Here is a 26,259-nt window from a genome sequence, read left to right on the forward strand (position 1 = left end):
GGGAGCCTCCTGGGGCCGTCCTAGCGGCGGATGCGGGTCATCTTCGGGTCGAACAGCGGCTCGTCGGCGACCGTGGCGGGCACCTTCTCGCCGAAGTACTCCACGTGCACGCCGGTGCCGGCGGTCAGACCGGCCGGGAGCCAGGCGTACGCGACGCAGCGGCCGAGCGTGTAGCCGTACGCGGCGCTGGTCACGTAACCGGCGGGTGTGCCGTCCACGTGGACCGGTTCCTTGCCGAGGACCACGGCGGCCGGGTCGTCGAGGAGGAGGGGTGTGAGGCGCCGGGCCGGTTCGCCCGCGCGTTCCAGCGCGGCCCTGCCGACGAAGTCCGCCTTGTCCATGCGGACCGCGAAGCCGACGCCCGCCTCGTACGGGCCGTGCTCGTCGGTCATGTCGGTGCCCCAGGCCCGGTAACCCTTCTCCAGGCGCAGGGAGTTGAAGGCGGAACGCCCGGCCGCGACCACGCCGAGTTCCCGGCCCGCCTCCCAGAGCGTGTCCCAGAGCCTCAGCCCCAGGTCGGCGGTGGTGTACAGCTCCCAGCCGAGTTCACCGACGTAGCTCAGGCGCAGGGCCGTGACCGGGACATGGCCGACGTACGTCTCCCTGGCGCGGAAGTAGCCGAACGCCTCGTGCGAGAAGTCGTCCGGGGTCAGCGGCTGGACGAGGTCGCGGGCGAGCGGGCCCCAGACGCCGACGCAGCAGGTGCCGGAGGTGATGTCCCGGACGTGCACTCCGTCGGGCGCGTGGCGCAGGAGGTGGTCGAGGTCCGCGGGGGAGTTGGCGCCGACCTGGAAGCGGTCGGGGGCGAGGCGGGCGACGGTGAGGTCGGAGCGGATGCCTCCGGTGTCGTCGAGGAGGAGCGTGTAGGTGACCGCGCCCGGCTTCTTGCGGAGGTTGTTGGTGGTCATGCGGTCGAGGAAGTCGAGGGCTGCGGGGCCGGTGACCTCCAGGCGGCGCAGCGGGGTCATGTCGTACAGGGCGACCTTCTCGCGCGTCGCCCGCGCCTCGGCGGCCGCGATCGGGGACCAGTGGCGGGCCGACCAGGCGTCGCGGTCGGGAAGCGTGATGCCTTCGACGAGTTCGGCGTTGGCCTCGTACCAGTGCGGGCGTTCCCAGCCGCCGCCCTCCAGGAAGTACGCGCCGAGCCGCTCCTGCCGTGAGTGGAAGGGGCTGACCCTGAGCGGGCGGGGGCGCTCCATCGGCTGAAGGGGGTGGAGGACGTCGTACACCTCGACGAACTGCTGAGAGCCGCGCTCACGGATGTACGCCGGTGAACGCTGCGCCTCCTCGAAACGCGTGAGGTCGCACTCGTGCACGTCGAGCGTCGGCCGCCCGTTGACCATCCACTCGGCGACGGCCTTGGCGACCCCGGCCGAGTGGGTGACCCAGACGGCCTCCGCCAGCCAGAAGCCCCGCAGCGCGCGGGACTCGCCGAGGACGGGCATGCCGTCCGGGGTGAAGGAGAAGACCCCGTTGAAGCCCGACTCGATCTCCGCCTCGCGCAGGGCGGGCATCAGCCGACGGCAGTCCTCCCAGCTCGGCGCCCAGTCGTCCGGGGTGAAGGGGTAGGACGAGGGCATCTCCATGTTCCGGTCGCGGGCCTCGTCGTAGGCGGGGACGGCGAACGGGTCCACGGGCAGCGGACGGTGGGCGTAGGAGCCGATGCCCAGGCGGTCGGTGTGCTCCCGGAAGTACAGGTCGCGGTCCTGGAAGCGGAGGATCGGCTTCGAGGCCTCCGCGGTGGCGCCGCTCAGATCCGGGAGTGGTCCGGTCCGCGCGTACTGGTGGGCGAGCGGTTGCAGGGGGACGTCGACACCGGCCATGCGGCCGACGACCGGGCCCCAGAATCCGGCCGCGGAGACCACGTGGTCGGCGGGGAAGACGCCTCGGTCCGTGACGACCCCCGTGACCCTGCCGTCCCGCCGCTCGATGTCGGTGACCGTGTGCCGGTCCAGGAAGCGGGCGCCCCGTGCGGTGGCGCGGTCCAACTGGGCGCGGGACGCGTGCAGGGCGCGGGCCAGGCCGTCCCCGGGGGTGTGGAAGCCGCCGAGCACCACCGAGGCGTCGAGAAGCGGCCAGAGTTCCTGGCACCGGGCGGCGTCGACGATCTCGCCGCGCACACCCCATGCCGCGGCGTAACCGGCCCTGCGGTGCAGGTCGGCGAGGCGTTCCGGGGTGGTGGCCAGCTCCAGGCCGCCGACCGGCTGGAAGCAGGGCAGGCCGTCCGATTCGAGGGAGGTGAACTTCTCGACGGTGTACTGGGCGAACGCCGTGAGCGTCTTGGACGGGCTGGTCCGGAAGACGAGGCCGGGCGCGTGCGAGGTCGAGCCGCCGGGGGCGGGCAGCGGGCCCTGTTCGAGGACGGTGACGTCGTTCCAGCCGCGGGCGGTCAGTTCGTCGGCGAGCGAGCAGCCGACGATGCCGGCGCCGATGACGACCACGCGGGGGGAGGGGCGGCTGCCGGGGGCGCTCACAGGACCACCACCGAGCGCAGTACCTCGCCGCGGTGCATCTTGGCGAACGCCTCCTCCACCCGGTCCAGCGAGGTCGTCTCCGAGACGAAGGCGCCCAGGTCCAGCAGCCCGTACAGGTACTGGTCGATGAGGAACGGGAAGTCGCGGCTCGGCAGGCAGTCGCCGTACCAGGAGGACTTGATCGCGCCGCCGCGCGAGAACACGTCGATGAGCGGCAGTTCGACCGCCGTCTCCGGCGTGGGCACGCCGACCTGGACCAGCACGCCCGCGTGGTCGCGCATGTAGAAGGCCTGGCGGAAGGTCTCCGGGTGCCCCACCGCGTCGATCGCGATGTCCACGCCGTGGCCGTCGGTGAGGGCGCGGACCGCCTCGACGGGGTCCGTGCCACGGGAGTCGACGGTGTGCGTGGCGCCGAACCGCTCCGCCCGGTCCAGTTTCCGGCCGTCCACGTCGACCGCGATGATCTTCATGGCGCCGTTGAGGGCGGCGCCCGCGATCGCCGCGTTGCCGACGCCGCCGCAGCCGATGACGGCGACCGAGTCGCCACGGCCCACATTCCCGGTGTTGACGGCGGCGCCGTAACCGGCCATCACGCCGCAGCCGATCAGGCCGGCCGCCTCGGGGCGCGCGGCCGGATCGACCTTCACCGCCTGGCCCGCCGCGACCAGCGTCTTCTCGGCGAAGGCGCCGATACCGAGCGCGCTGGTCAGCGGGGTGCCGTCCAGCAGTGTCATCGGCTGTGCGGCGTTGCGGGAGTCGAAGCAGTACCAGGGGCGGCCGCGTCGGCAGGAACGGCAGCCGCCACAGGGCGCCCGCCAGGCCAGCACCACGTAGTCGCTCTGCTGAAGATCGGTGACTCCCTCGCCGACCGCCTCGATGGTGCCGGCCGCCTCATGGCCGAGCACGAAAGGGAAGTCGTCCGTGATCGCGCCCTCGCGGTAGTGCAGATCCGTGTGGCAGACCCCGCAGGCCTGTACCGCGACGAGCACCTCGCCCGGCCCCGGGTCCGGGACGGCGATCGTCTGCACCTCGACCGGTGCGCCCTTCTTCACAGCGACTACGGCACGGACCTCGTGTGGCACGACAAGCTCCTCTGCTGTTGCGCATTGCACGATGGGTTGCGCTATGAGGAACATAGTGAGAACGCCGCCGAGCGGCCGTCAAGAGGTACGGGCCAACCCTTGGCAAAAGGAGCGAGGGGAGGCGCGGGGGCCGAAATCCGCCCGACGCGCGACGGCGCGGGACCGGAGGAATCCAGTCGGATTCCTCCGGTCCCGCGCCGTCGCGCGTCCGGTCCGGGTCAGCAGCCGTAGCCCATACGGCGGGACAGCTCGACGCCCGCCGCCAGCGTGCGCTTCGCCAGGTCGGGCAGCCGCTCCGGCGTCAGCCGGTACACCGGACCCGAGACGCTGATCGAGGCGATCACCTTGCCGTCGTGGGAACGGACGGGCGCCGCCACGGCCGCGAGCCCGATCTCCAGCTCCTCCTGCGTGATCGCGTAACCCTGCTCGGTCACGGTGTCCAACTCGCCGCGCAGCACCGCCGCGCCGGTGACCGTGTGCTCGGTGAACCGGTGCAGCGGGCGGGCCAGCAGGCCCTCGCGCAGCGTGGTCGGCAGGTGGGCGAGGAGCACCTTGCCGCTGGCGGTGGCGTGCAGCGGGGTGCGCCGACCGAGCCAGTTCTGTGCCGTCACGGAGGCGGTGCCGCGGGCCTGCATGACGTTGACCGCCGCGTCGTCGTCCAGCACGGCGATGTTCGACGTCTCGCCGAGTTCGTCGGCGAGTTCGCGGCAGACGGGCACGCCCTCCTGCGAGATGTCCAGGCGCACTGCCGCCGCCCCCGCGAGGCGCAGTACGCCGGCACCCAGGTAGTACTTGCCCCGCTCCTTCTCCTGGGCCACCAGGCCGCGGTTCTCCAGCACGCCGAGCAGCCGGAAGGCGGTGGACTTGTGCACGTCCAGCTCGTCGGCGATCTCCGTGACGCCCGCCTCGCCGTGCCGGGCGAGGATCTCCAGCACGCTCACGGCGCGGTCCACCGACTGCACGCTGCTCGCCGCCCCTCTGCCCACCTGCTTGTTCTCCACGCGGTCCTCACCATGGTCGGGCTGCTTCTGTGTGCGGGTCATGGCTCAACTCTCACCACCTGGCGGCCCCGTCCGGACCGCATCTGCGGGAAGCCCTTGACGCCACGGGCGCCCGCCCCGGATTCTGTTGCGCATAGCGCTCTCCAGTGCGCCATGTGAAACATCATGTTACCGAAGCGTCCGGATCCCGGAAGGGTACGCGTCCCCGCACCCGTCGGTACACGGGTTCCGGACCGAGAGGGGAGCCCATGATTCCCGTCTGCCGCCTCGAAGACCTCCCCAAGGGCGAGTCCGCCCGGGTCGGGACGAGTCCGCCGATCGCCGTCTTCCACACCGACGACGGTGATCTCTACGCCATCGACGACACGTGCAGCCACCAGGACGCCTCCCTCTCCGAGGGCTGGCTGGAGGGCTGCCTGATCGAATGCCCGCTGCACGCCGCGTCCTTCGATCTCCGCACCGGCCGGCCGACCTGCCTCCCGGCCCGCAGGCCCGTCCGGACCCACCGGGTCACCATCCACGAGGGTGTCGTGCACGTCGATCTTGCCGCGGAGGAGGGGAGCGCCGCATGAGGACCGTGACCGTCGTCGGCGCCTCGCTGGCCGGCCTCCATGCCGCCCGGGAACTGCGCGCCCAGGGGTTCGACGGCCGGCTGGTGATCGTCGGCGACGAACCCCACCGCCCCTACGACCGGCCGCCCCTCTCCAAAGACTTCCTCACCGGGCGGGCCGACGAGGACCAACTCGCGCTCACCGACGCCGAGGAGACCGCCGAGCTGGACGCCGAGTGGCTGCTCGGGGTCCGTGCCCGCGGCCTGGACGCCCGCGGCCGAACCGTGCTGCTCGATGACGGCCGCACTGTGTCCACCGACGGCGTCGTCGTCGCCACCGGTGCCTCGGCCCGGCGTCTTCCGGGGGACGGCCTCGCCGGCGTCCACACCCTGCGTACCCTGGACGACGCCCGCGCCCTGCGTGCGGAACTCACCCGCGGCCCGCGCAGGGTCGTCGTGATCGGCGGCGGCTTCATCGGCGCGGAGACCGCCTCCTCGTGTGCCGTCCTCGGTCACACCGTCACCGTCGTCGAGGCCGCCCCGCTCCCGCTGGTGCCCCAACTCGGCGCCGAGATGGCCGCCGTGTGTGCCACGCTGCACCGCCGCGGGGGTGTCGAACTCGTCACCGGCGCGTCCGTGGCCGCACTGCGCGGCACGGTCGCGGTGACCTCGGTGGCACTCTCCGACGGCCGGAATCTGCCCGCCGACATCGTGATCGTCGGCATCGGCGCCACACCCAACACCGCCTGGCTGGCGGGTTCGGCGCTGGTGCTGAACGACGGCGTCCTCTGCGACGACGGCTGTGTGACGTCGCTGCCGCGGGTGGTCGCCGTCGGCGACGTGGCCCGTGTCGGGGGCACGCGCGCGGAACACTGGACCTCCGCCACGGAGCAGCCCCGGGTGGCCGTGGCCAACCTGCTCGCCGGACGCACCGTGGAATGCGCGACGGCGGTGCCGTACTTCTGGTCCGACCAGTACGGAGCCCGCCTCCAGTTCGCCGGCCGGCGCCGGGAGGGAGACACCGTCCGCATCGTCGAGGGCGTGGTCGCCGACGGCGCCCCGGCCGACGACGGCTTCCTCGCCCTGTACGAACGAGACGGCCGTACGACCGCGGTGCTCTCCGTGGACCGCCCACGCCCCTTCATGCGGGCCCGACGCGAACTGGTCCGCGCCGAGCGGGAGCAGCCGACGGGTGGCCGAGTTCGGTCGGCGGCGCTGTGAAGGGTGGCCACTGTCGGAGCCCGGCCCTTCACCCGGCCGCTCAGGGGTGCGACAACTGCCCCGCGCCGCCCCGCCGGCGTATCCGCTCCTGGACCCGCTCCGCGGACCGGGCCCGCCGCCTGGCCCGCCGGCGCTCGCGGCGCATGGCCCGCGCGGTGCTGCTCGGCATCGACACCACGCCGTGCCGCTGATTCCAGACCTGCCGCGTCACCCAGACGTCCAGCACGCCCCACGTGGCCACAACCGTGCCCGCCACGCTGCCGATCACCATGGGGAACGCCAGCCAGGACCCCGCCATCGTGCACAGGAAGGCCACCATCGCCATTATCAGCGTCACGGCGACGACGAGCACCGCGCGCACGGCCGCCGTACGCACCGGATCCGGCAGACGGCGTCGCCGCGCGGGCTCCTCCGTCCACAACGGCCGGTAGGCCGACTGCTCCCGCGCTTCCGGCGTTTCCCGCGCCTCCCGCCCCTCCGACCGCTCCGGACGCTTACGTGCCGGCGTGTCCGGCCCGGCCGCCGGAATGTCGCGATCCGGCGCCTCGGCAACCGAACGGGCCGTCGATTCGGCCGCACCGCCGTCCTCGGGCGCCCTGCGCCGCTCCGCCGTGCCCATCAACATGTCACTCCCCACCGCCAGCAGACAGCTCGTCCGTGCCGGAAGACACGGCTCCCCTCTGGCTGCCCGGCTTGCGCTGCTTTACGCCGCCCGGGGGCGGGATGCGGCTCCTGTGGCCGATTCCGCCTCCATTTCCCGTAGTGAATGACGAACGACCAGCCCTCAAGATTCCCGGGAATCCGGCACAGTCGAAAAATTTCGGCCAATCCGCCCGCCAGACCGGAAGGGTGCTCCGTCCCGGCCGCCGCCGGATCCCGGGAGGGAATCTCCCCCAATGACCGGACAACTGGCCATCGCCGGACCCCGGTGCGAAGGTTCGGCCTCCGGACGGGTCTTCGAGTTACCTGTCCGTCGGTAGTAGGCTCGCGCCGTTTGTTGACGTACATGTGTACCCCCTGCCAGTGGGGGTCGAGCTGGGGGAGGCCATGCGCTTTCGCGGGAAGTCGATCCGCCGGAAGATCGTGGCGCTGCTCCTCGTGCCGCTGGTGTCGCTGACCGCGATCTGGGCCTTCGCCACGGTCCTGACGGGACGCGAGGCGGGCCGGCTGTTCAGCGTCTCGACGGTCGTCGAGGAGATCGGCTACCCGGTCGAGGACACCGTCCGTGTCCTCCAGCAGGAACGCCGCCAGACCCTCGTCCACCTCGCCGACCCGCGCGCCTCCGACGGGCTCTCCGCCCTCGAGCGCAGCCGCACCGCCACCGACGAGGCCATTGCCGAGATCCGCGGCAACGCCGCGAACGCCGATGTACGCGACGCGCTGGGCCAGGCCGAGGAGGAGCGGCTCACCGCCGTCCTGGACGCCTTCGACGGCATCGGCTCGCTGCGCCGCAGCGTCGAGGACGGCACCGTCGACCGCGCGCAGGCGCTCGGCCTCTACAACCGCCTGGTCGACCCCTGTCACGAACTGCTCGCCAACCTCCACGTCGTCGACGACGTGAGCCTGGACAAGCAGTACCGCGCCCTCGTCAACGTCTCCCGCGCCCGCGAGCTGCTCTCCCGCGAGGACGCCCTCCTCGGCTCCGCCCTGGTCACCGGCCGGCTCACCCGCGGCGAGATACGCGACGTCTCCGACCTCGTGGCCCAGCGCACCATGATGTACGACATCAACCTCCCGCTGCTGCCCGCCGCCGAACGCGGGCGGTACCAGCGCTTCTGGAAGAACGCCGCCTCCGCGCCCCTGCGCGTCGCCGAGGAGGCGGCCGTCGCCGGTGCGGCCGGCCCGCCCCGCGGCGTCACCGCCAAGAGCTGGGACACCGCCGCCGGCGGCGTGCTCGACGAACTCGGCGCGCTGGACGACCACGCCGCCGACCGCTACCAGGACCGGGTCGACCCGGTCGCCATGAACACCATCGCCAAGGTGGTCGTCGCCGGCGCCCTCGGCCTGATCGCCCTGCTGTTCTCGCTCTTCCTGTCCGTACGCGTCGGCCGCTCCCTCATCCGCGATCTCAGGCAACTGCGCCTGGACGCCCACGAGGCGTCCGGTGTCCGCCTGCCCAGCGTGATGCGCCGCCTCTCGGCGGGCGAACAGGTGGACGTGGAGACCGAGGTGCCGCGCCTGGAGTACGACAAGAACGAGATGGGCGAGGTCGGCCAGGCGCTGAACACCCTCCAGCGTGCCGCCGTGGAAGCCGCCGTCAAGCAGGCCGAACTCCGGGCCGGCGTCTCCGAGGTGTTCGTCAACCTCGCCCGCCGCAGCCAGGTGCTGCTGCACAAGCAGCTCACCCTGCTCGACACCATGGAGCGCCGCACCGAGGACACCGAGGAACTGGCCGACCTCTTCCGCCTCGACCATCTGACCACCCGCATGCGCCGGCACGCGGAGGGCCTGGTCATCCTCTCCGGCGCCGCCCCGTCCAGGCAGTGGCGCAAGCCCGTCCAGCTCATGGACGTGGTCCGGGCCGCCGTCGCCGAGGTCGAGGACTACGAGCGCATCGAGGTCCGCCGGCTGCCCCGCATCGCCGTCACCGGACCGGCCGTCGCCGACCTCACCCACCTCGTGGCCGAACTCCTGGAGAACGCCACGGTGTTCTCGCCGCCGCACACCGCCGTGCAGGTCATGGGCGAGCGCGTCGCCAACGGTTTCACCCTGGAGATCCACGACCGCGGCCTCGGCATGGCGGCCGACGCCCTCCTCGACGCCAACCTGCGGCTCGCCGAGACACCGGAGTTCGAGCTGTCCGACACCGACCGGCTCGGCCTGTTCGTCGTCAGCCGGCTCGCTCAGCGGCAGAACGTCCGGGTGTCCCTCCAGCCTTCCCCGTACGGCGGCACCACCGCGGTCGTCTTCGTCCCCGACGCGCTGCTCACGGACGACGCCCCGGACACCAACGGCGTCGGCTTCCGCCTGGACCGTCCCCAGCACGTCAAGGAGAAGGAGCGGGAGGAGAGCCGCCGTTCCGCCCTTGCCCACGTGCCCGCACGGCTGCCGGGCCGCCCGGCCACGCTGCTGGACGGGCCGGTCGAACTCGAGGCGCCGGTCGACCTGGACGCCCTGGACGACCTGCCGGGCGGGCTCGGCGACGAGGACAGCGAACGGGGTGGCCTGTTCCGCCCGCGCCGCTCCCTCGTGGCGGCTGACGACGACCAGGAGGCCCGCCGCGGCGAACGGCGACGTCAGGACCTCGGCCACACGGGCGATGCGCTCCAGCGCGAGGAGGAGGACGAGGTGAACGCGCCGGTCGCGCTGCCCCGTCGCCGGACCCCCAAGCTGGTCAGCTCGCACGGGCGTCCGGTACCGGAACGGGCCGCCCGGGACACCTCGGACGAGGCGCCCCCGGCAGGAGCCGAGCGCGCGGAAGGCAGGACCGACCCGCGCTCACGACCGGCCGAGCCGCCCGCCCTGCCCACCCGCCGCCGTCGCCCGGAACGAATCGACGACGGCGCCGACGGCCGTGGCGATGCCCCTGACGAGGGACTGCCGTCGCTCCCGGCCCGCCGTCGCGGCGCGTCTCCCGAGCGCGGGGGCTTCACGTCCGACGACGGCGAGGACCGCGCGCGCCGCGCCGGCCGCACACCCGGCGTCCCGGGGGCCCCGGGGAGTACCCCGGACGCCGCCGGGCCCGGCACGGGCGCGCTGCCCCGGCGCGTACGGCAGGCCAACCTGGCCCCCCAGCTCAGGCAGAGCCCCGAACCGCCCGCCGAGGACCGCTCCGATCCCGCCGACCGTGACGCCGAGGAAGTACGCAGCCGTATGGCCTCGCTCCAGCGCGGCTGGCAGCGCGGCCGCGAGGAGAACGCCGAGGGGGACGACGTCCCCGGCGGCACAGCACCACAAGCACCACAAGGAACGAATAAGGGGGACGGTCGATGACCGCACCGAAGGCGACCGGCCACACCTCGACCAGGTCCGGGGAGCTCAACTGGCTCCTCGACGACCTGGTGGACCGTGTCGCGAGCATCCGCAAAGCCGTCGTCCTGTCCGGCGACGGTCTGGCGACCGGGGCCTCCAAGGACCTGACCCGGGAGGACAGCGAACACCTGGCCGCCGTGGCGTCCGGTTTCCACAGCCTCGCCAAGGGCGTGGGCCGTCACTTCGAGGCGGGCAGCGTCCGGCAGACGGTCGTCGAACTCGACGACGCCTTCCTGTTCGTCACGGCCGCCGGCGACGGCAGCTGCCTGGCCGTCCTGTCGGACGCCGACTCCGACGTCGGCCAGGTCGCCTACGAGATGACCCTCCTCGTCAAGCGGGTCGGCGTGCACCTGGGCACCGCTCCGCGCACCGATCTGCCCTCGGGCGGGTAAGTGGGATGACATGAGCGCAGACGGTCAGGGAAGAAACCACTGGTTCGACGACGAGGCCGGACCCGTCGTCCGTCCGTACGCCATGACGCGTGGCCGCACCAGCAGCGCGGCCCAGCACCGCCTCGACCTCATCGCGGTGGTCGTCACGGAACCCCACGCGGACGACCCGGAGGCGGACGTCACGCTCTCCCCGGAGCACGTGGACATCGTCGGGCTGTGCCGGGACACCCCGCAGTCGGTCGCCGAACTCGCCGCCGAACTCGACCTGCCCATCGGGGTCGTACGGGTCCTGGTCGGAGACCTCGTGGACATCGAACTCGTCCACGTGAACCGGCCCGTGCCCCCGGCCGAACTGCCGGACGAGGACATTCTGCGCGATGTGATCAGTGGACTGAGGGCACTGTGAAGCGGCCTCCGGGTACTACGACCGGCACGTCAAGCGGCACGTCAAGCGGCACGTCAAGCGGCACGGCAAGCGGCACTGCAAGTGGTGCGTTAAGGAGAAGAGATCGATGATCTTCGGGCGTTCTCAGCGCGGCAAGCCGCCGGTCGAGCCCGTCACGCTCAAGATCCTGGTGGCCGGCGGCTTCGGCGTCGGCAAGACCACGCTCGTCGGCGCGGTCAGCGAGATCAGACCGCTGCGCACCGAGGAACTGCTCACCGAGGCCGGGCGGCCCGTGGACGACGTCAGCGGTGTGGAGGGCAAGCACACCACCACCGTCGCCATGGACTTCGGACGGATCACCCTGCGTGAGGACCTGGTCCTCTACCTCTTCGGCACGCCCGGCCAGGAGCGGTTCTGGTTCATGTGGGACGAGCTCTCCGAGGGCGCGCTCGGCGCCGTCGTCCTGGCCGACACCCGCCGCCTGGAGGACTGCTTCGCCGCCGTCGACTACTTCGAACGCCGCTCCATCCCGTTCGTCGTCGGCGTCAACCGCTTCGAGGGATCGGCCCGCTATCCGGCCGAGACCGTCCGCCAGGCCCTCGATCTCGACGCCGACGTACCCCTGGTGATGTGCGACGCGCGTGACCGGGAGTCGGTCAAGGAGGTCCTCATCGGCGTGGTCCAGCACGCCATGGCCCAGGCGGCGGACCGCCGCAGGGTCGTCACCACCTGACGGCTCGGGGCACGGCGACGACACCCACGCGCGCGTGCCCCCCGAGCCTGCCCGGCGCCTAGGCGTCCCCGTCGCCGTCCTCCATCCAGCCGAAGCTCTTCTCCACGGCCCTGCGCCAGTTGCGGTACTCGCGGTCCCGCACCGACGCCTCCATGGCGGGCGCCCACTCGACGTCCCGCTGCCAGTGCGTCTTGAGTTCGTCGAGGCCGTTCCACACACCGGTGGCCAGTCCGGCCGCGTACGCGGCACCCAGACAGGTCGTCTCGGACACCCGGGGCCGGATCACCGGCACACCCAGCACGTCCGCCTGGTGCTGCATCAGCAGATTGTTCTTCGTCATGCCGCCGTCGACCTTCAGCGTCGTGATGCGCACCCCCGAGTCCTGGTACATGGCGTCCACGACCTCGCGCGTCTGCCAGCTCGTCGCCTCCAGCACCGCGCGCGCCAGATGCGCCTTCGTGACGTACCGGGTGAGCCCGGTGACGACCCCGCGCGCGTCCGAGCGCCAGTACGGCGCGAACAGTCCGGAGAAGGCGGGCACGATGTACGCGCCCCCGTTGTCCGCGACGCTCGCCGCCAGCGGTTCGATCTCGTCGGCGCTGCGGATGATGCCGAGCTGGTCGCGGAACCACTGGACCAGGGCCCCGGTGATGGCGATCGACCCTTCCAGGCAGTAGACGGGCGCCTCGTCACCGATCTTGTACCCCATGGTGGTCAGCAGCCCGCTCTTCGACGGTACGGGCCGGTCACCGGTGTTGAGCAGCAGGAAGCTGCCCGTGCCGTACGTGTTCTTCGCCGTGCCGACGTCGTAGCAGGCCTGCCCGAACACGGCTGCCTGCTGGTCGCCCAGGGCGGACGCCACGGGAACGCCGGCCAAGTGGCCGACCGCGGTGCCGTACACCTCGGCGGAGGACCTGATCTCGGGCAGTACGGCCTCGGGGATGTTCATCGCCGAGAGAATGGAGGGGTCCCACTGAAGGGACCGGAGATCCATCAGCATGGTGCGCCCGGCGTTGGTCACGTCGGTGACGTGCCGCCCGCCGTCGGTGCCGCCGGTCAGGTTCCAGATCAGCCAGGAGTCGATGGTGCCGAAGGCGATCTCACCGCGCTCGGCACGGGCCCGCAGACCGGGCACGTTGTCGAGCAGCCAGGCCGCCTTGGGCCCGGAGAAGTAGCTGGCCAGTGGCAGGCCGGTCTGTTCGCGGAAACGGTCCTGCCCGTCCGTGCCGCCCAACTGGCGGCACAGCGCGGAGGTACGGGTGTCCTGCCACACGATGGCGTTGTGCACCGGCTTGCCGGTCGCGCGGTCCCACAGGACCGTCGTCTCGCGCTGGTTGGTGATGCCCAGCGCGCTGAGCCGGTCGGCGCGCAGCCCGGCGCCCGCGAGCGCCCCGGCGACCACGGCCTGGACCTTGGACCAGATCTCGGTGGCGTCGTGCTCCACCCAGCCGGGCTTGGGGAAGATCTGGCGGTGCTCGCGCTGGTCGACGGCGACGATCGCGCCGTCCTGGTCGAAGATGATGCAGCGGCTCGAGGTGGTGCCCTGGTCGATCGCGGCGACGTACTTCGTGGAGTGGTCCGTCATGGCTACCCCTTGGGCTGGATTCAGAGGACTGCGGAGACGACGCGGAGGCGACGGCTCTGGTGGGCCGTTCAGAAGGCCAGGTTGTAGACGAGCCCGGCGAGCGCCCCGCCGATCAGCGGGCCGGCCACCGGGATCCAGGCGTAACCCCAGTCGGAGGTGCCCTTGTTCGGGATCGGCAGGAAGGTGTGCACGATGCGCGGGCCGAGGTCACGGGTGGGGTTGATGGCGTAGCCGGTCGGCCCCCCGAGGGAGAGGCCGATCCCGACGACGAGCAGCGACACGATCAGCACCAGCGTCCCCGACTCGCCGAGGCCCTCGGTCAGTCCGAAGGCGAGGATCGGCAGGACGAGCCCGACGGTCGCGATGATCTCGGTGACCAGGTTGGCGACCGGGTGCCGGATCTCCGGGACGGTGGAGAAGATGCCGAGCGTCGGAACCGGCTCGTCCGCCGTGCCCTCGGTGGTGCCGGTCTTGCGGACGTTGGCCTGGAACTGGGCGAAGTACGTGAGGTAGCACAGAACGGCACCGATCATCGCGCCGACGAACTGCCCCAGCACGTAGACCCAGACCTTGCCCCACTCGCCGGTGTCGACGGCGATCCCGAGGGTGACGGCGGGATTGAGATGCCCGCCGGAGAGCGGGGCGGCGGTGTAGGCGCCCGCCAGCACACCGAACCCCCAGCCGAACGCGATCACCACCCACCCCGACGCCCGCGCCTTGCTGTACCTCAGAGTCACGGCGGCGCAGACACCCGCGCCGAAGAGGATGAGGATCGCGGTACCGATGATCTCGCCGACGAAGATGTCTCCGTTGCTCATGGCGGCTCCTAGGCCCTGGCCCGGGGCGATCGGCCCCGGTCCTCCTGTGCGGGGTACGTCTCCCCCGGCGGCCTCCGCCGCGGGGCGTGAGTGACGAGCGTGCCGTAGCAGCCGAACCGCCCGTGGGGGAGTGGGCCTCGAAGCACAGGAGTGCCCGCGCGACGCAGTGCCGGAATACGCCGAGATGTATGGCGATGTCGACTGACACCGGAAGTGTTCACCGGCACCCAGGGAGCGTCAAGGTGGCCGACCGCAACGTTTCGGGACCCTGCCGGACAACACGCACGGCACGGGTGCGCGCGGGCGTCCCTGGATGGTGGTTGCCGACGGGCGCTCGTAGCGCCGCAGCGATCGGTGCGCACGCGTGTCGGTGAATTACGCGTGCGCGCGGGTGCGGGCGGACAGCGTCCCGCACCCCGGGCGCTCGTGGCGCCTTAGCGGTCGGTGCCACGCGTGCCGGTGAACACCGCATGCACGCGCGCGTGCCGACGAACAGCCTCCGCACGCGCGCGTGCCGGCGAACAAGCCCCCTGCACCTCGGACTCGTCGACGCCGCCCCTCACCACCCAGGGCGCCGCCCCTCCCGGCGCCCACGCGTCCGTGCCGCCGAGGGCGCCCCCGCATCGGCGCCGCCGAGGGCGCCCCCGCGTCCGTGCCGCCGAGGGCGCCCCCGCATCGGCGCCGCCGAGGGCGCCCCCGCGTCCGTGCCGCCGAGGGCGCCCCCGCGTCCGTGCCGCCGAGGGCGCCCCCGCGTCGTTGCCGAAGCCGCCCGCGTCACCCCGCCGTCGCCGTCGCCCGGTCCGAGCCGCGTCGGACCTCGTGCCCCGGCGCGCCCGCCCGGCCCAGCACCCAACTCGCCCCGCGCAGCCCCTTCGCGGCCTTCTTCAGCGGAGCCAGCCAGGCCGCCGCCTGCCGGTGGTCCGGCACACTGCCCGGTGGGCACAGGACCGTCGCCAACGACAGCGTCACGGGCCGCCCGCCGGCCGACCACGGCACGTCCAGCACGGAGGCGGCCAGCGGATCCAGCCCTTCCGGGTCGGTGAGCACCAGGAAGTCGTCACCGCCGATGTGCCCCACGCGCGCGGACCCCGCCGCCGTCTGTGCCAGCGCCCGCCCGACCGCCCGGATCAGCTCGTCGCCCGCCGCGAACCCGGCCCCGTCGTTGACCTGCTTGAAGTGGTCCACATCGAGCCAGCTCAGCGCGAACGCCCGCCCGTCCGCGATCCGCCGGTCCACCTCTCCCGTGATCGCGTCCGAACCGGGCAGCCGGGTCAGCGGATTGAGCCCGGCCGCCTCCTCCACCCGGTTCTCGGCCAGCGCCCGCACGAGGTCCGCGAGCCGCACGACGCCGACACACCGCCCGGACACGTCGACCACGGCCACGTCGTCCGACGTGCGGCCCCGGCCGCCGACGGCGACCACGTCCAGCACCTCCCAGGCCGTCGCGTCGACACCCACCGTCCGCGGCGGGTCGCCGAGCTTCGCGGCGGGCCGGTCGGCGTACAGGGCGTGCCCGTAGCGCCCCGACATCGACAGCAGGAAGCGGGAGCGGTGCACCGACCGCACAGGGACGCCGTTCCGGTCCACGAGCAGCACCCCGGACACGTCCGGCGCCCCGGTCAGCAGCGCCCGCACCTGCCCCGCCGAGGCGGTCGCGGGCAGCAACGCGGCCGGCCGTACGAACTGCCGTACCGAGGGCCCCGAACGCGGTGCCGGCACGACGACGGGGGAGCCGGGCGGAACGTACACGTCCGCCGACGGCAGCCGCGCGGGCGGCGCGAACAACTCCCCCTGCGCCAACTGCGCCCCGGCCGCCCGCGCGGCAGCGCACTGCGACTCCGTCTCGACGCCCTCGACGGACAGCAGCGCGCCCAACTCGTCGCACAGCACCCGCATCGCCCGTACGGCCGCCGGCCGGGCCAGCAACGACGCGTCGAGCTTCACCAGCTCCGGCGCCAGATCCGTCAGCAGCCGCAGCGGCGCGTCCCCGTCACCGACCCCGTCCGCACAGACCCGGAACCCCTGGCCCCGCAACGCGCTCACCGCCTCCAGCAGGGCCTGCCGCGGCACATGCGTGTACGGCGGACAGACGTCGACCGTCACCTCCCACGGCATCCGCCCCGCCTCCCGCACCGCGTCGTGCAGTCCTTGCAGGCCACCGAGGTCGGCGAGCGTGCCCGCGAACACGTTGACGTGCAACGGCAGCAGCGTCTCCTTGCGCACCGCCGCGCGGAACGCCGCCACCACCAGCCGGCCGTCGAGTTCGGGGTCGCGGCGCGCCTCGGCCAGGATGTCGCCGGTCTCCGGGCGGGCGAGTATCTCCAGCGCCGCGACCCCGCCGGTCAGCAGATTGACCACCGGTTGGAAGGCGAAGCGGAGAGTGTCCGTCCAGGAGCGCACGGGAGCAGAATGGCGCCACGGGCACCCGCCCGGGCCCAGTTCACGCGACGTTCACGCAGGATTCCGACGCGCTCCCGGAGCGTACGGACGCCGAGTCGCCGACCCGCCCACTTCCCCCGCGGAGCCCACTCCTGATAGATGCAGGGAACATGACACGACTCTCCACCACGCTCCGCGGCCTGGCCACCACCTTCGCCGCCCTGCTCGCCGTAACGGCCGCCCCCGCCACCGCCCAGGCCGAACCGGAGCCGAAGGCCCCGGCGGACTTCGTGGCTCTGAGAAGCGTCGCCCCCACGATCATCCAGGACATGCGCTACACCACCGCGCACAACTTCGTCGGCGAGCGCGTCGACGGATACCGGCAGCCCCTGTGCATCCTGACCCGCCCCGCCGCCGAAGCCCTCCACCGGGCCCAGACCCGGCTGCTGCGCCAGGGCTACTCCCTCAAGGTGTACGACTGCTACCGGCCGCAGCGCGCCGTCGACCACTTCGTCCGCTGGGCCGAGGACCTCGACGACCAGAGGATGAAGGCCGAGTTCTACCCGGAGGTCGACAAGACGCGCCTCTTCGCGGACGGCTACATCGCCGAGAAGTCCGGCCACAGCCGCGGCTCGACCGTGGACCTCACCCTCGTGAAGCTCCCGGCGAAGCCGACCCGGCCCCACCGCCCCGGGCAGCCCCTGGTGCCCTGCTTCGCGCCCCAGGACGAGCGCTTCCCCGACAACTCCGTCGACATGGGCACCGGCTACGACTGCTTCGACACCCGCTCACACACCCTCGACCCCCGTATCCAGGGCGCCCAGCGCGCCAACCGGCTGCTGCTCAAGAACACCCTTGAGGACGTCGGCCTCGTGAACCTCCCCGAGGAGTGGTGGCACTTCACCTACAAGCCCGAGCCCTACCCGGACACCTACTTCGACTTCCCGGTCTCCGCGAAGTCGCTCGCCGGCCGCCGCTGAGCCGCCGGCCGGAGCCGCCCCCTCCAGAATCGGATACAGTCCGCCGCGTGTTCGATACTGAAACCTCCGCTCCCGACTCCGGGCCCGGCTCCCACTGTTCGAGCTGCGGAACGCTCTACGGAGAGGGCGTCTCCGGCTGGCCCCGCACCTGCCCCGCGTGCGGCACCGTGGCCTACCGCAACCCGCTGCCGGTCGCGGTCGCCCTCCAGCCCGTGTACGACACGCAGGGCACCGCCCTGGTGGTCATCACCCGCACCGTGGCCCCCGCGCGCGGCGGCGTCGCACTGCCCGGCGGCTACGTCGACGACCGGGAGGACTGGCGGCAGGCCGTCGTCCGGGAACTCAAGGAGGAGACGGGCATCGACGCGGCGAGCCGCGACGTACGCCTCGTCGACGCCATGAGCTCGCCCGACGGCCACCTCCTGCTCTTCGGGCTGCTCCCCGAGCGGTCGGCCGAAGGCCTCCCGCTGTCCGCCGCCACGCACGAGACCGAGGGATGGCACCCGCTGCGCAGGGCCGAGGAACTCGCCTTCCCCCTTCACACCCGAGCCGTGCGGGCCTGGTTCGAGGGCCGCTACATCTGAGCCGAGCGCTCCACGAGCCCACGGACACGGACCGGGCGGGACGGCTCGCCCACGCCGTCCTCGCCCTCCCGCTCCACGACCACCCGACCCCCCTCCCAACGCGAGACGTACCGCTCGATCTCCGGTTCCGCCCAGCCGTCGCCCGCGTCCGGCACGACCAGACCACCGCCGGTCCGCCCCCGCGCGGGCGCCCACACCTCCAGCACCGGCCCGCCGTCCTCCCCGCGCACCGGAAGCACGGCTCCCGCGCGCGCGAACACCGGAATCCGCGCCAGAGGGGCATCGACGAGAACCTGCGCCGGTCCCTCGTACGCCCGCTCCGTCACCACGTCGTACCAGCGTCCGCGCGGCAGTTGCACCGCCCGCCGGTCCGCCCCCGGATCCAGCACCGGAGCCACCAGCAGACAGTCGCCCAGCAGGAAGGCGTCCTCGCAGTCCCGCAACGCCCGCTCCTCCGGCGTCGACCACCACAGCGGCCGCACATACGGCGCACCCGTGCGCCGGGCCAGATGCGCCAGCGTCACGAAGTACGGCAGCAGCCGCCGCCGCTCGACGAGCGCCACGCGCGCGTGTTCCAGCACCTCGGCACCGAACTCCCACGGCGCCCCGCGCGTGCGGAACAGCGGAAGGTGGGCAGCCAGTTGCAACCACCGCAGATACAGCTCCGAAGACGGACTCCCGCCGGCCCCGCCCACATCCGGCCCCGCATACGGCACCCCGCACAACCCGAGCCCCATCACCAGCGACAACGACGCCCGCAGCCCCGGCCACCCCGTGGCCACGTTCCCGGACCACGCGCCGCCGTAGCGCTGCATCCCGGCCCACCCGGAGCGCGAGAAGACGAACGGCCGCTCCTCGGGCGCGAGCGTCCGCACCCCCTCGTAACCGGCGCGGGCCATACCCAAGGCGTACACGTTGTGCGCCTCCCTGTGGTCACCGCCCCGCCCCTCCAAGTAGTGCCGGGCCGAACGCGGCAGCGTCGCCTCCCCGAACGCGGCGAACGAGGTGGGTTCGTCCAGGTCGTGCCAGAATCCCGCGAACCCCTGCCCGAGCCGCTCCTCGTAGAGCCCGCCCCACCACTCACGCACACGCGCGCGTGTGAAGTCCGGAAAGACCACGTCCCCGGGCCACCCCACACCCCGGACGACCCGCCCGGAGGCGTCCCGCACGAACACGTCCTCGCTCGTCCCGCCGTCGTACACGGCGTTGCCGGGCGCGGCCGGGACGGCAGGACCCACGACCGACACCAGCCGGACGCCGTCGCGCCGCAGCTCCTCGGCAAGGACGGGCAGCTTCGGGAACCGCTCCTCGTCCACGCTGAACACCTGCCGGCCGTCGAGATGGTCGACGTCCAGGTGAACGGCGTCGAGCGGCAGACCACGCTCCTGATGGCCGGCGACGATCCGCCGCACCTCCTGTTCGTCGCCTGGACCCGACCGCGCGTGATGGTGACCGAGCGCCCACGCGGGCGGCAGCGCGGGCGCCCCGGTCAGCGAGGCCCAGGCGAGCAGCACGCGCGCGGGGGTGCCCACCGTCACCCAGCACCGCAGCGGACCGCCGTCCATCCGCAGCACACTCCGCCCGGGCCGGTCATGACCGGACCCCGCGCCCTCCTCGCCCTCCCGCAACACCACCGTGCCGTCCCACGAACTGTCGTGGAACACCAGATGCGTCCCCGCGTCGGCCACCACCAGCTGCACCGGCATCGTGACGGACAACGGGTCCTCACCCGGAGCGAACGGCAGGCCGGGACCGGTGTTCCACAGCCGGTACGTGCCCTCGCGCAGCCGAGGACCCGCGGCCCGCCCGCCGAGCCCGAAGAACCGGGCGTCCGCCGCGACCTCCGACCGCTGCGTCCACCGCGCCGGACCGCCGCCGACCGGCTCCCACCAGCGGGGCGGCAGCTCACGGCGCAGCACCACGCCCCCGGGCGTACGGACCTCGATCGCGCCGTGCCGGGAGACGGCCACCGTCGCCCGCTCGGCCACCACCCGCCAGCCGCCGTCCTTGTCCGGCTCCAGCACCGCCCGCGGATCCGGCTCCGGACAGCGGCCCGCCAACGCGTACGACGGCTCCGGCCCGGCTCCGTCCCAGCCCCAGAACACGGCCCCGTTCACAGCGACGAGGACGCGCAGCTCCGAACGGCTGAACCGGACGACACCGCCCCCGGGCCCCGGCTCCACCTCCTGCATCGGACCCGGCACCCGCGCACGCTCCGCACCCCGCGGCGGCAGCCCCGCGGCGTCGGCCTGCCGCCTGCGCCACGCCGCCCGTACGGTACGCAACCCCTGCGCCGCCCCCGCAGAACCGACCGCCTTCATCGAACGCACCAGGTCACGACCGTCCATGCTGCTCACCCTGCCACCGACCACCTCCCGCGCGGGCGTCGTTCAACTGCCGTTCACCCGTGACGGGACCACATCTTCACGACAGCGACTATGTGGGGCGCGCCCTGGTGTAGAAGTCGATCACGTGGCATCGTCCGTGTCAGCCGCGTCACGCGCACACCCCAGCCCGTGCGCGGAGGACGCACACGACGCGCACAGTCCGGGAGCCGCCCCATGTCGACCGAGAACCCCCAGCCGCTCTGGCAGCCAGATCCCCAGCGCATCGCCCAGGCCCGGATCACCAGGTTCCAGACCTGGGCAGCCGAGCACCACGGCGCCCCCGCCGAGGGCGGATACGCCGCACTGCACCGCTGGTCCGTCGACGAGCCGACCACCTTCTGGCAAGCCGTCACGGAATGGTTCGACGTACGTTTCTCGACCCCTTACGCGCGCGTGCTGGGCGACCGCACCATGCCCGGCGCCCAGTGGTTCCCCGGCGGCACCCTGAACTACGCCGAACACGCCCTGCGCGCGGCGGCCACCCGCGCGGACGAACCGGCCCTCCTGTACGTCGACGAGACCCACGAACCGAGCCCCGTCACCTGGGCCGAGCTGCGCCGCCAGGTCGGCTCCCTCGCCGCCGAACTACGCGCCCTCGGCGTCCGCCCCGGCGACCGCGTCAGCGGCTACCTCCCGAACATCCCCCAGGCCGTGGTCGCCTTCCTCGCCACCGCCGCCGTGGGCGGTGTCTGGACGTCCTGCGCCCCCGACTTCGGCGCCCGCAGCGTCCTCGACCGCTTCCAGCAGGTGGAACCCGTCGTCCTGTTCACCGTCGACGGCTACCGCTACGGCGGCAAGGAACACGACCGCCGCGACACCGTCGCCGAACTCCGCCGCGAACTGCCCACCCTGCGCGCCGTCGTCCACATCCCCCTCCTCGGCACCGAGACCCCCGAGGGCGCGCTGGAATGGGCGACGCTGACGTCCGCCGACACGGACCCCGTCTTCGAGCAGGTGCCCTTCGACCACCCCCTGTGGGTGCTCTACTCCTCCGGCACCACCGGCCTGCCCAAGGCCATCGTCCAGTCCCAGGGCGGCATCCTGGTCGAACACCTCAAACAGCTCGGGCTGCACTGCGACCTCGGCCCCGAGGACCGCTTCTTCTGGTACACGTCCACCGGCTGGATGATGTGGAACTTCCTTGTCTCCGGCCTGCTCACCGGCACCACGATCGTCCTCTACGACGGCAGCCCCGGCTACCCGGACACCGGAGCCCAGTGGCGCATCGCCGAACGCACCGGGGCCACCCTCTTCGGCACCTCGGCCGCCTACGTCATGGCCTGCCGCAAGGCCGGCGTGCACCCCGCCCGCGACCACGACCTGTCCCAGGTCCAGTGCGTGGCCACCACGGGCTCCCCGCTCCCGCCCGACGGCTTCCGCTGGCTGCACGACGAGTTCGCGGAGAGCGGGGCGGACCTGTGGATCGCCTCCGTCAGCGGCGGCACCGACGTGTGCTCCTGCTTCGCGGGCGCCGTCCCCACCCTCCCGGTGTACATCGGCGAACTCCAGGCCCCCGGCCTCGGCACCGACCTCCAGTCCTGGGACCCCAGCGGCACCCCACTGACCGACGAGGTCGGCGAACTCGTCGTCACCAACCCCATGCCCTCGATGCCGATCCGTTTCTGGAACGACCCCGACGGCAGCCGCTACCACGACAGCTACTTCGACACCTACCCCGGCGTCTGGCGGCACGGCGACTGGATCACCGTCACCTCCCGCGGCTCCGTCGTCATCCACGGCCGCTCCGACTCCACCCTCAACCGGCAGGGCGTCCGCATGGGCTCGGCCGACATCTACGAGGCCGTCGAGCGGTTGCCGGAGATCAGGGAATCCCTCGTCATCGGCGTCGAGCAGCCGGACGGCGGCTACTGGATGCCCCTGTTCGTGCACCTGGCCCCCGGAGCCGTCCTCGACGACGCCCTCCTGTCCAGCATCAAGGGGACCATCCGCGAACAGCTCTCCCCGCGCCACGTCCCCGACGAGGTCATCGAAGTACCCGGCATCCCGCACACCCTGACCGGCAAACGCATCGAGGTCCCGGTCAAGCGACTCCTCCAGGGCACCCCGCTGGAGAAGGCCGTCAACCCCGGCTCCATCGACAACCTCGACCTCCTCCACTTCTACGAGGACCTGGCCCGCAAACGCACCTGACCAGGCCCTCTACGGGCCGGCCGCCCCCCCGACGGCGGCCGGCCCGCGCGCCTACCCCGACGCCGTTGTCAGTGCCGCCGGTTACTGTGAGTGAGCATTGATCGACTGCGCACAGGGGGAAACATGGCGCACACCGACCAGACCACGCGACGCGTCCTGCGCCGGGAAATCGCCGGCACCATCGGACTGCTCACCGACGAACACGACTTCCGCGCCATGCGGCGCTACCGCAGCTTCACCTTCGACGACCACGCCACCTATCTCCACCAGGTGGAATCCCTGCTCAGGGCACGCGCGGCACAGGGCACCCACACCACCGTCGCCCTCTTCGACCCGGAGGAGTACGCCGACTTCTGCTCGGCCGCAGGCCTCGACCCCGACGCCCCCGCCAGCCGCACCCGGTTCACCGCCGAACTCGCCGCCGGCGGACCGACCGTGCCGTACGAGGGCCAGCCCCTCGCCGACCTCCTCCCGGCTCTCGTCGACGAAGCCGTCCGCCAGGCCACCTGGGAGTACGCCTCCAACCTGCTCGCCCGCCTCGGCAGCTGCGCCACCTGCGGCGAGGACCTCGGCCGAGCCGCCTTCGCCCGGGCTTCGCGCCTCCTCCGCCGCGTTCTCGAAACGGCGCCACCGGGCGACCGGCACCTGGTGTGCAGCGTCACGGGCTCCCCGGAAACCCTCCTCTCCGTCCTCCACGCCGACGAGGACATCGACGGCACCCCGCACATCGACGAGGCCGAGGCCCTGGAGTTCACCGGCGTCCTCGCCCTCGGCCTCGCCACCCACAGCCCCGGCGGACTCGTCATGCGGATCAGCCCCCCGAGCGGCCCGGACCGCATCCACGGCTGGCGCCTGCGGGGATACGGCCTCGAACCCCTCACCGCCGGTGAGGTCTTCGACGCCTACTGCACGGACGTCGAATCCGGCGACCTCATCTCCCCGGAATCCAACGTCGACTACTGCGCACCGCCCGACCTCGGAGACGACCACCTGCCACCGGGACACCACCACTGAACGCGTGCGGGGCGCCCCACCCGAAGGTGGAACGCCCCGCACCGGCAATGACAGGTGGCAGACCCGCCCGGACCTACTCGCCGGACAGCACCGCCTGAGCGGCGTTCCGCGCCTCCTCGGCGCTGTCCGCCGCCCGGGCGGCCGCCGCGGCACGCTCGCACTGCGCCAGCGTGAACTTCGCCAGCGTCGCCCGGACATAGGGAAGCGACGCCGCACCCATGGACAGGGAGGTGACGCCCAGACCCGTCAGCACACACGCCAGCAGCGGGTCCGACGCGGCCTCACCGCAGACGCCACAGCTCTTGCCCTCGGCCTTCGCCGCCTCCGCGGACAGCGCGACCAGGTCGAGCAGCGCCGGCTGCCACGGATCCTGCAGCCGGGACACCGCACCCACCTGACGGTCGGCGGCAAAGGTGTACTGCGCGAGGTCGTTCGTCCCCAGCGACAGGAACTCGACCTCCTGCAGCACCGAGCGCGCCCGCAGCGCGGCGGACGGAATCTCGACCATCGCGCCGAACTTCGCCCGCAGCCCGGCCTCGCGGCACGCGTCCGCGAACGCCTTGGCATCGGCCCGGTCCGCCACCATGGGAGCCATGACCTCGAGGTAGACCGGCAGCCCCTCCGCCGCCTTCGCCAGCGCCGTCAGCTGCGTGCGCAGCACGTCCGGGTGGTCGAGCAGCGTCCGCAGCCCTCGCACGCCCAACGCCGGGTTCGGCTCGTCGCCCGGAGTCAGGAAGTCCAGCGGCTTGTCCGCGCCGGCGTCCAGGACGCGCACGACGACCCGGCCCTCGGGGAACGCCTCCAGCACCTGCCGGTAGGCGGTGACCTGCTTCTCCTCCGACGGCGCGTTCTCGCTGTCGTCGAGGAAGAGGAACTCGGTACGGAAGAGACCGACGCCCTCCGCCCCGGCCTGGACCGCCGCGGGCACGTCCGCGGGACCCCCGATGTTCGCGAGCAGCGGCACCTTGTGACCGTCCGAGGTCGCACCCGGTCCCGTCGACGCGGCCAGCGCCGCCTTGCGCTCGGCCGCCTCCGCCTCCAGCTGCCCCTTCTTCTCGGCTGTGGGGTTCACGAAGATCTCACCGGTGCTGCCGTCCACGGCGACGACCGTGCCCTCGGGCAGCTCACCGGCGCCGGGAAGCGCCACCACGGCCGGCACACCGAGCGCCCGCGCGAGAATCGCGCTGTGACTGGTCGGCCCACCCTCCTCGGTGACGAAGCCGAGGACCAGCGTCGGGTCCAGCAGCGCCGTGTCGGCGGGAGCCAGGTCCCGCGCGATGAGGACGTACGGCTCGTCGCTGTCCGGAACGCCCGGCATCGGCACCCCGAGCAGACGGGCGACGATACGATTCCGCACGTCGTCGAGATCGGCCACGCGGCCGGCCAGGTACTCACCGGCACCGGCCAGCAGGGCGCGATACGCGGCGAAGGCGTCGTACACCGCGCGCTCGGCCGTGCTGCCGACGGCGATCCGCCGCTCCACGTCCGCCATGAGCTCGGGGTCCTGGGCCATCATGGCCTGCGCCTCGAGCACGGCCTGGGCCTCGCCCCCCGCCAGATTGCCGCGCGCCATCAGATCGGCCGCCACAGCCTCCACGGCCTTGCGGGCGCGCCCCTGCTCGCGCTCCGCGTCCTCGGCCGGAATCTGCTTGGCCGGGGGCTCGAGCACAGCAGTCCCCATGTGCCGAACCTCGCCGATCGCCACACCGTGACTCACACCGACGCCTCGCAGCGTTGTCTCCATCTCACCCGTCCCGATAGTGCGGCGGGTCCCGCCGCCGCGGTGGTTGTCCTATCAGCCGTCATGCGACGGCACTGACGTCACTTCCAGAGAAAGAGACTCTCGCCGGCCTTCACTTCGCCGTCCTCACGGAGCTCGGTGAGGGCCTCGGCCGTCGCCTCGAGGGCCACGATCGGACAGACCGGCGACTTGCCGGCGGCCTCGACGGCGACCGGGTCCCAGCGCACCACGCCCTGCCCGCGCACGACGGTGTCGCCCTTGTTCACCAGCAGTTCGAAACCCTCACCGTTGAGCTGGACGGTGTCGATGCCGAGATGGGTCAGCACACCGTGCCCACTGTCGTCGACCACGACGAAGGCGTGCGGGTGCAGCGACACGATGACCCCGTCCACGGGCGCGACAGCCTCGGAAGGCTCGCGCACGGGGTCGATGGCGGTACCCGGGCCGACCATGGCCCCGGAGAAGACGGGATCGGGCACGGCGGCCAGTCCGATGGCACGTCCTGCGAGTGGGGACGAGACGGTGGTCATGGGAAGCCTCCCAGGGGCGGAGATGTATACGGGCCGTCACTGCCTGTCCCGGACGGCGCACTGTGCAGCAGGGTATGTCATAGGAAGTACCGGTTCCGCATGAGTGTTCCGATTAGAGGTCTAGACCACAGTCCCCACGGATTTGCACCCGTTCCACGGCTCCGTGTACAGTTGTTACTCCTGCTTGAGGCTGAGTGACGCGAAGCAAGGCGTCCTCGCCCCAGCGGAACCCACCTTGTCAGATCCTATCGCTGGATCGCCTCCTGCATGCCTGCAGGAC

The 26,259-nt window shown here is 72.4% G+C and carries 20 protein-coding genes; 10 read left to right on the forward strand and 10 right to left on the reverse strand.

The window, feature by feature from the left end; translation table 11 throughout:
* Window positions 1-20 precede the first annotated feature (20 nt).
* From RI578_RS32530 to RI578_RS32540, 3 genes are all read right to left on the reverse strand, one after another.
* The gene (locus tag RI578_RS32530; protein ID WP_310874386.1) at window positions 21-2,474 is read right to left on the reverse strand and encodes an FAD-dependent oxidoreductase; all 2,454 of its coding nucleotides are present in this window, start codon (window positions 2,472-2,474) and stop codon (window positions 21-23) included.
* Window positions 2,471-3,556, reverse strand: coding sequence for an S-(hydroxymethyl)mycothiol dehydrogenase (locus RI578_RS32535; protein ID WP_310874387.1), 1,086 nt, complete (start codon window positions 3,554-3,556; stop codon window positions 2,471-2,473). Before RI578_RS32535 ends, RI578_RS32530 begins: the two co-directional genes overlap by 4 nt.
* A gap of 218 nt (window positions 3,557-3,774) precedes the next feature.
* The gene (locus RI578_RS32540; protein WP_310875914.1) at window positions 3,775-4,518 is read right to left on the reverse strand and encodes an IclR family transcriptional regulator; all 744 of its coding nucleotides are present in this window, start codon (window positions 4,516-4,518) and stop codon (window positions 3,775-3,777) included.
* A gap of 287 nt (window positions 4,519-4,805) precedes the next feature.
* Between RI578_RS32540 and RI578_RS32545 the strand changes: the two genes are divergently transcribed.
* Both RI578_RS32545 and RI578_RS32550 read left to right on the forward strand, forming a co-directional pair.
* Window positions 4,806-5,129, forward strand: a complete 324-nt coding sequence (locus tag RI578_RS32545) for a bifunctional 3-phenylpropionate/cinnamic acid dioxygenase ferredoxin subunit (RefSeq protein WP_310874388.1) — start codon at window positions 4,806-4,808, stop codon at window positions 5,127-5,129.
* Window positions 5,126-6,328, forward strand: coding sequence for an FAD-dependent oxidoreductase (locus RI578_RS32550; protein WP_310874389.1), 1,203 nt, complete (start codon window positions 5,126-5,128; stop codon window positions 6,326-6,328). Before RI578_RS32545 ends, RI578_RS32550 begins: the two co-directional genes overlap by 4 nt.
* Before the next feature lie 40 nt (window positions 6,329-6,368).
* On the opposite strand, the gene RI578_RS32555 is transcribed toward RI578_RS32550, so the two are convergent.
* Entirely contained in the window at window positions 6,369-6,953 is a 585-nt protein-coding gene (locus tag RI578_RS32555; RefSeq protein ID WP_399062151.1) for a hypothetical protein, read from the reverse strand.
* A gap of 422 nt (window positions 6,954-7,375) precedes the next feature.
* Between RI578_RS32555 and RI578_RS32560 the strand changes: the two genes are divergently transcribed.
* The 4 genes from RI578_RS32560 (at window position 7,376) to RI578_RS32575 (ending at window position 11,810) form a co-directional block, all read left to right on the forward strand.
* Window positions 7,376-10,261 (forward strand): nitrate- and nitrite sensing domain-containing protein, encoded by a 2,886-nt coding sequence (locus tag RI578_RS32560; RefSeq protein ID WP_310874390.1) that lies wholly within the window; start codon window positions 7,376-7,378, stop codon window positions 10,259-10,261.
* On the forward strand, window positions 10,258-10,692 hold the full coding sequence (locus RI578_RS32565; protein WP_310874391.1) for a roadblock/LC7 domain-containing protein: 435 nt from the start codon (window positions 10,258-10,260) through the stop codon (window positions 10,690-10,692). Before RI578_RS32560 ends, RI578_RS32565 begins: the two co-directional genes overlap by 4 nt.
* Before the next feature lie 10 nt (window positions 10,693-10,702).
* Window positions 10,703-11,098: a DUF742 domain-containing protein gene (locus tag RI578_RS32570; protein ID WP_210961377.1), complete on the forward strand. Its 396-nt coding sequence runs from the start codon at window positions 10,703-10,705 to the stop codon at window positions 11,096-11,098.
* A gap of 106 nt (window positions 11,099-11,204) precedes the next feature.
* Window positions 11,205-11,810: an ATP/GTP-binding protein gene (locus RI578_RS32575; RefSeq protein ID WP_121745828.1), complete on the forward strand. Its 606-nt coding sequence runs from the start codon at window positions 11,205-11,207 to the stop codon at window positions 11,808-11,810.
* A 58-nt stretch (window positions 11,811-11,868) separates the two neighbouring features.
* Here the strand turns inward: RI578_RS32575 and glpK are convergent, their stop codons facing one another.
* The 3 genes from glpK to RI578_RS32590 all read right to left on the reverse strand — a co-directional run bounded on the left by glpK (window position 11,869) and on the right by RI578_RS32590 (window position 16,613).
* Window positions 11,869-13,395: a glycerol kinase GlpK gene (glpK, locus tag RI578_RS32580; RefSeq protein ID WP_310874392.1), complete on the reverse strand. Its 1,527-nt coding sequence runs from the start codon at window positions 13,393-13,395 to the stop codon at window positions 11,869-11,871.
* 68 nt (window positions 13,396-13,463) lie between these two features.
* Window positions 13,464-14,213, reverse strand: a complete 750-nt coding sequence (locus tag RI578_RS32585) for an MIP/aquaporin family protein (RefSeq protein WP_310874393.1) — start codon at window positions 14,211-14,213, stop codon at window positions 13,464-13,466.
* Between the two features lie 774 nt (window positions 14,214-14,987).
* A complete protein-coding gene (locus RI578_RS32590) occupies window positions 14,988-16,613 on the reverse strand; it encodes a GGDEF domain-containing protein (RefSeq protein ID WP_310874394.1) in 1,626 nt (541 codons plus the stop codon).
* A gap of 149 nt (window positions 16,614-16,762) precedes the next feature.
* Here RI578_RS32590 and RI578_RS32595 point away from each other — a divergent pair, with 149 nt between their 5' ends.
* Window positions 16,763-17,572, forward strand: coding sequence for a M15 family metallopeptidase (locus tag RI578_RS32595; RefSeq protein WP_310874395.1), 810 nt, complete (start codon window positions 16,763-16,765; stop codon window positions 17,570-17,572).
* A gap of 47 nt (window positions 17,573-17,619) precedes the next feature.
* Entirely contained in the window at window positions 17,620-18,156 is a 537-nt protein-coding gene (locus tag RI578_RS32600; protein ID WP_310874396.1) for an NUDIX domain-containing protein, read from the forward strand.
* Here the strand turns inward: RI578_RS32600 and RI578_RS32605 are convergent.
* Entirely contained in the window at window positions 18,147-20,504 is a 2,358-nt protein-coding gene (locus tag RI578_RS32605) for a TIM-barrel domain-containing protein (RefSeq protein WP_310874397.1), read from the reverse strand. The genes RI578_RS32600 and RI578_RS32605 overlap by 10 nt on opposite strands.
* A gap of 213 nt (window positions 20,505-20,717) precedes the next feature.
* On the opposite strand from RI578_RS32605, the gene RI578_RS32610 reads away from it, so the two are divergent.
* Together RI578_RS32610 and RI578_RS32615 are read left to right on the forward strand one after the other, a co-directional pair.
* A complete protein-coding gene (locus tag RI578_RS32610; protein ID WP_310874398.1) occupies window positions 20,718-22,694 on the forward strand; it encodes an acetoacetate--CoA ligase in 1,977 nt (658 codons plus the stop codon).
* 123 nt (window positions 22,695-22,817) lie between these two features.
* Window positions 22,818-23,708 (forward strand): hypothetical protein, encoded by an 891-nt coding sequence (locus tag RI578_RS32615; protein ID WP_310874399.1) that lies wholly within the window; start codon window positions 22,818-22,820, stop codon window positions 23,706-23,708.
* A gap of 73 nt (window positions 23,709-23,781) precedes the next feature.
* Here the strand turns inward: RI578_RS32615 and ptsP are convergent, their stop codons facing one another.
* Together ptsP and RI578_RS32625 are read right to left on the reverse strand one after the other, a co-directional pair.
* Window positions 23,782-25,452, reverse strand: coding sequence for a phosphoenolpyruvate--protein phosphotransferase (gene ptsP, locus RI578_RS32620; RefSeq protein WP_310874400.1), 1,671 nt, complete (start codon window positions 25,450-25,452; stop codon window positions 23,782-23,784).
* A 77-nt stretch (window positions 25,453-25,529) separates the two neighbouring features.
* Window positions 25,530-25,979 (reverse strand): PTS glucose transporter subunit IIA, encoded by a 450-nt coding sequence (locus RI578_RS32625; protein WP_121745818.1) that lies wholly within the window; start codon window positions 25,977-25,979, stop codon window positions 25,530-25,532.
* Between the last annotated feature and the right edge of the window lie 280 nt (window positions 25,980-26,259).

Source organism: Streptomyces sp. BB1-1-1, from assembly GCF_031597775.1.
Classification (GTDB): Bacteria; Actinomycetota; Actinomycetes; order Streptomycetales; family Streptomycetaceae; genus Streptomyces; species Streptomyces thinghirensis.

Excerpts from the sequence above, each read along its gene's own strand:
- RI578_RS32545 (WP_310874388.1), top strand. The coding sequence starts at position 4,806 with ATGATTCCCGTCTGCCGCCTCGAAGACCTCCCCAAGGGCGAGTCCGCC.
- RI578_RS32550 (WP_310874389.1), top strand. The coding sequence starts at position 5,126 with ATGAGGACCGTGACCGTCGTCGGCGCCTCGCTGGCCGGCCTCCATGCC.
- RI578_RS32555 (WP_399062151.1), bottom strand. The coding sequence starts at position 6,953 with ATGTTGATGGGCACGGCGGAGCGGCGCAGGGCGCCCGAGGACGGCGGT.
- RI578_RS32560 (WP_310874390.1), top strand. The coding sequence starts at position 7,376 with ATGCGCTTTCGCGGGAAGTCGATCCGCCGGAAGATCGTGGCGCTGCTC.
- RI578_RS32565 (WP_310874391.1), top strand. The coding sequence starts at position 10,258 with ATGACCGCACCGAAGGCGACCGGCCACACCTCGACCAGGTCCGGGGAG.
- RI578_RS32570 (WP_210961377.1), top strand. The coding sequence starts at position 10,703 with ATGAGCGCAGACGGTCAGGGAAGAAACCACTGGTTCGACGACGAGGCC.
- RI578_RS32575 (WP_121745828.1), top strand. The coding sequence starts at position 11,205 with ATGATCTTCGGGCGTTCTCAGCGCGGCAAGCCGCCGGTCGAGCCCGTC.
- glpK (WP_310874392.1), bottom strand. The coding sequence starts at position 13,395 with ATGACGGACCACTCCACGAAGTACGTCGCCGCGATCGACCAGGGCACC.
- RI578_RS32585 (WP_310874393.1), bottom strand. The coding sequence starts at position 14,213 with ATGAGCAACGGAGACATCTTCGTCGGCGAGATCATCGGTACCGCGATC.
- RI578_RS32595 (WP_310874395.1), top strand. The coding sequence starts at position 16,763 with ATGACACGACTCTCCACCACGCTCCGCGGCCTGGCCACCACCTTCGCC.
- RI578_RS32605 (WP_310874397.1), bottom strand. The coding sequence starts at position 20,504 with ATGGACGGTCGTGACCTGGTGCGTTCGATGAAGGCGGTCGGTTCTGCG.
- RI578_RS32610 (WP_310874398.1), top strand. The coding sequence starts at position 20,718 with ATGTCGACCGAGAACCCCCAGCCGCTCTGGCAGCCAGATCCCCAGCGC.
- RI578_RS32615 (WP_310874399.1), top strand. The coding sequence starts at position 22,818 with ATGGCGCACACCGACCAGACCACGCGACGCGTCCTGCGCCGGGAAATC.
- ptsP (WP_310874400.1), bottom strand. The coding sequence starts at position 25,452 with ATGGAGACAACGCTGCGAGGCGTCGGTGTGAGTCACGGTGTGGCGATC.
- RI578_RS32625 (WP_121745818.1), bottom strand. The coding sequence starts at position 25,979 with ATGACCACCGTCTCGTCCCCACTCGCAGGACGTGCCATCGGACTGGCC.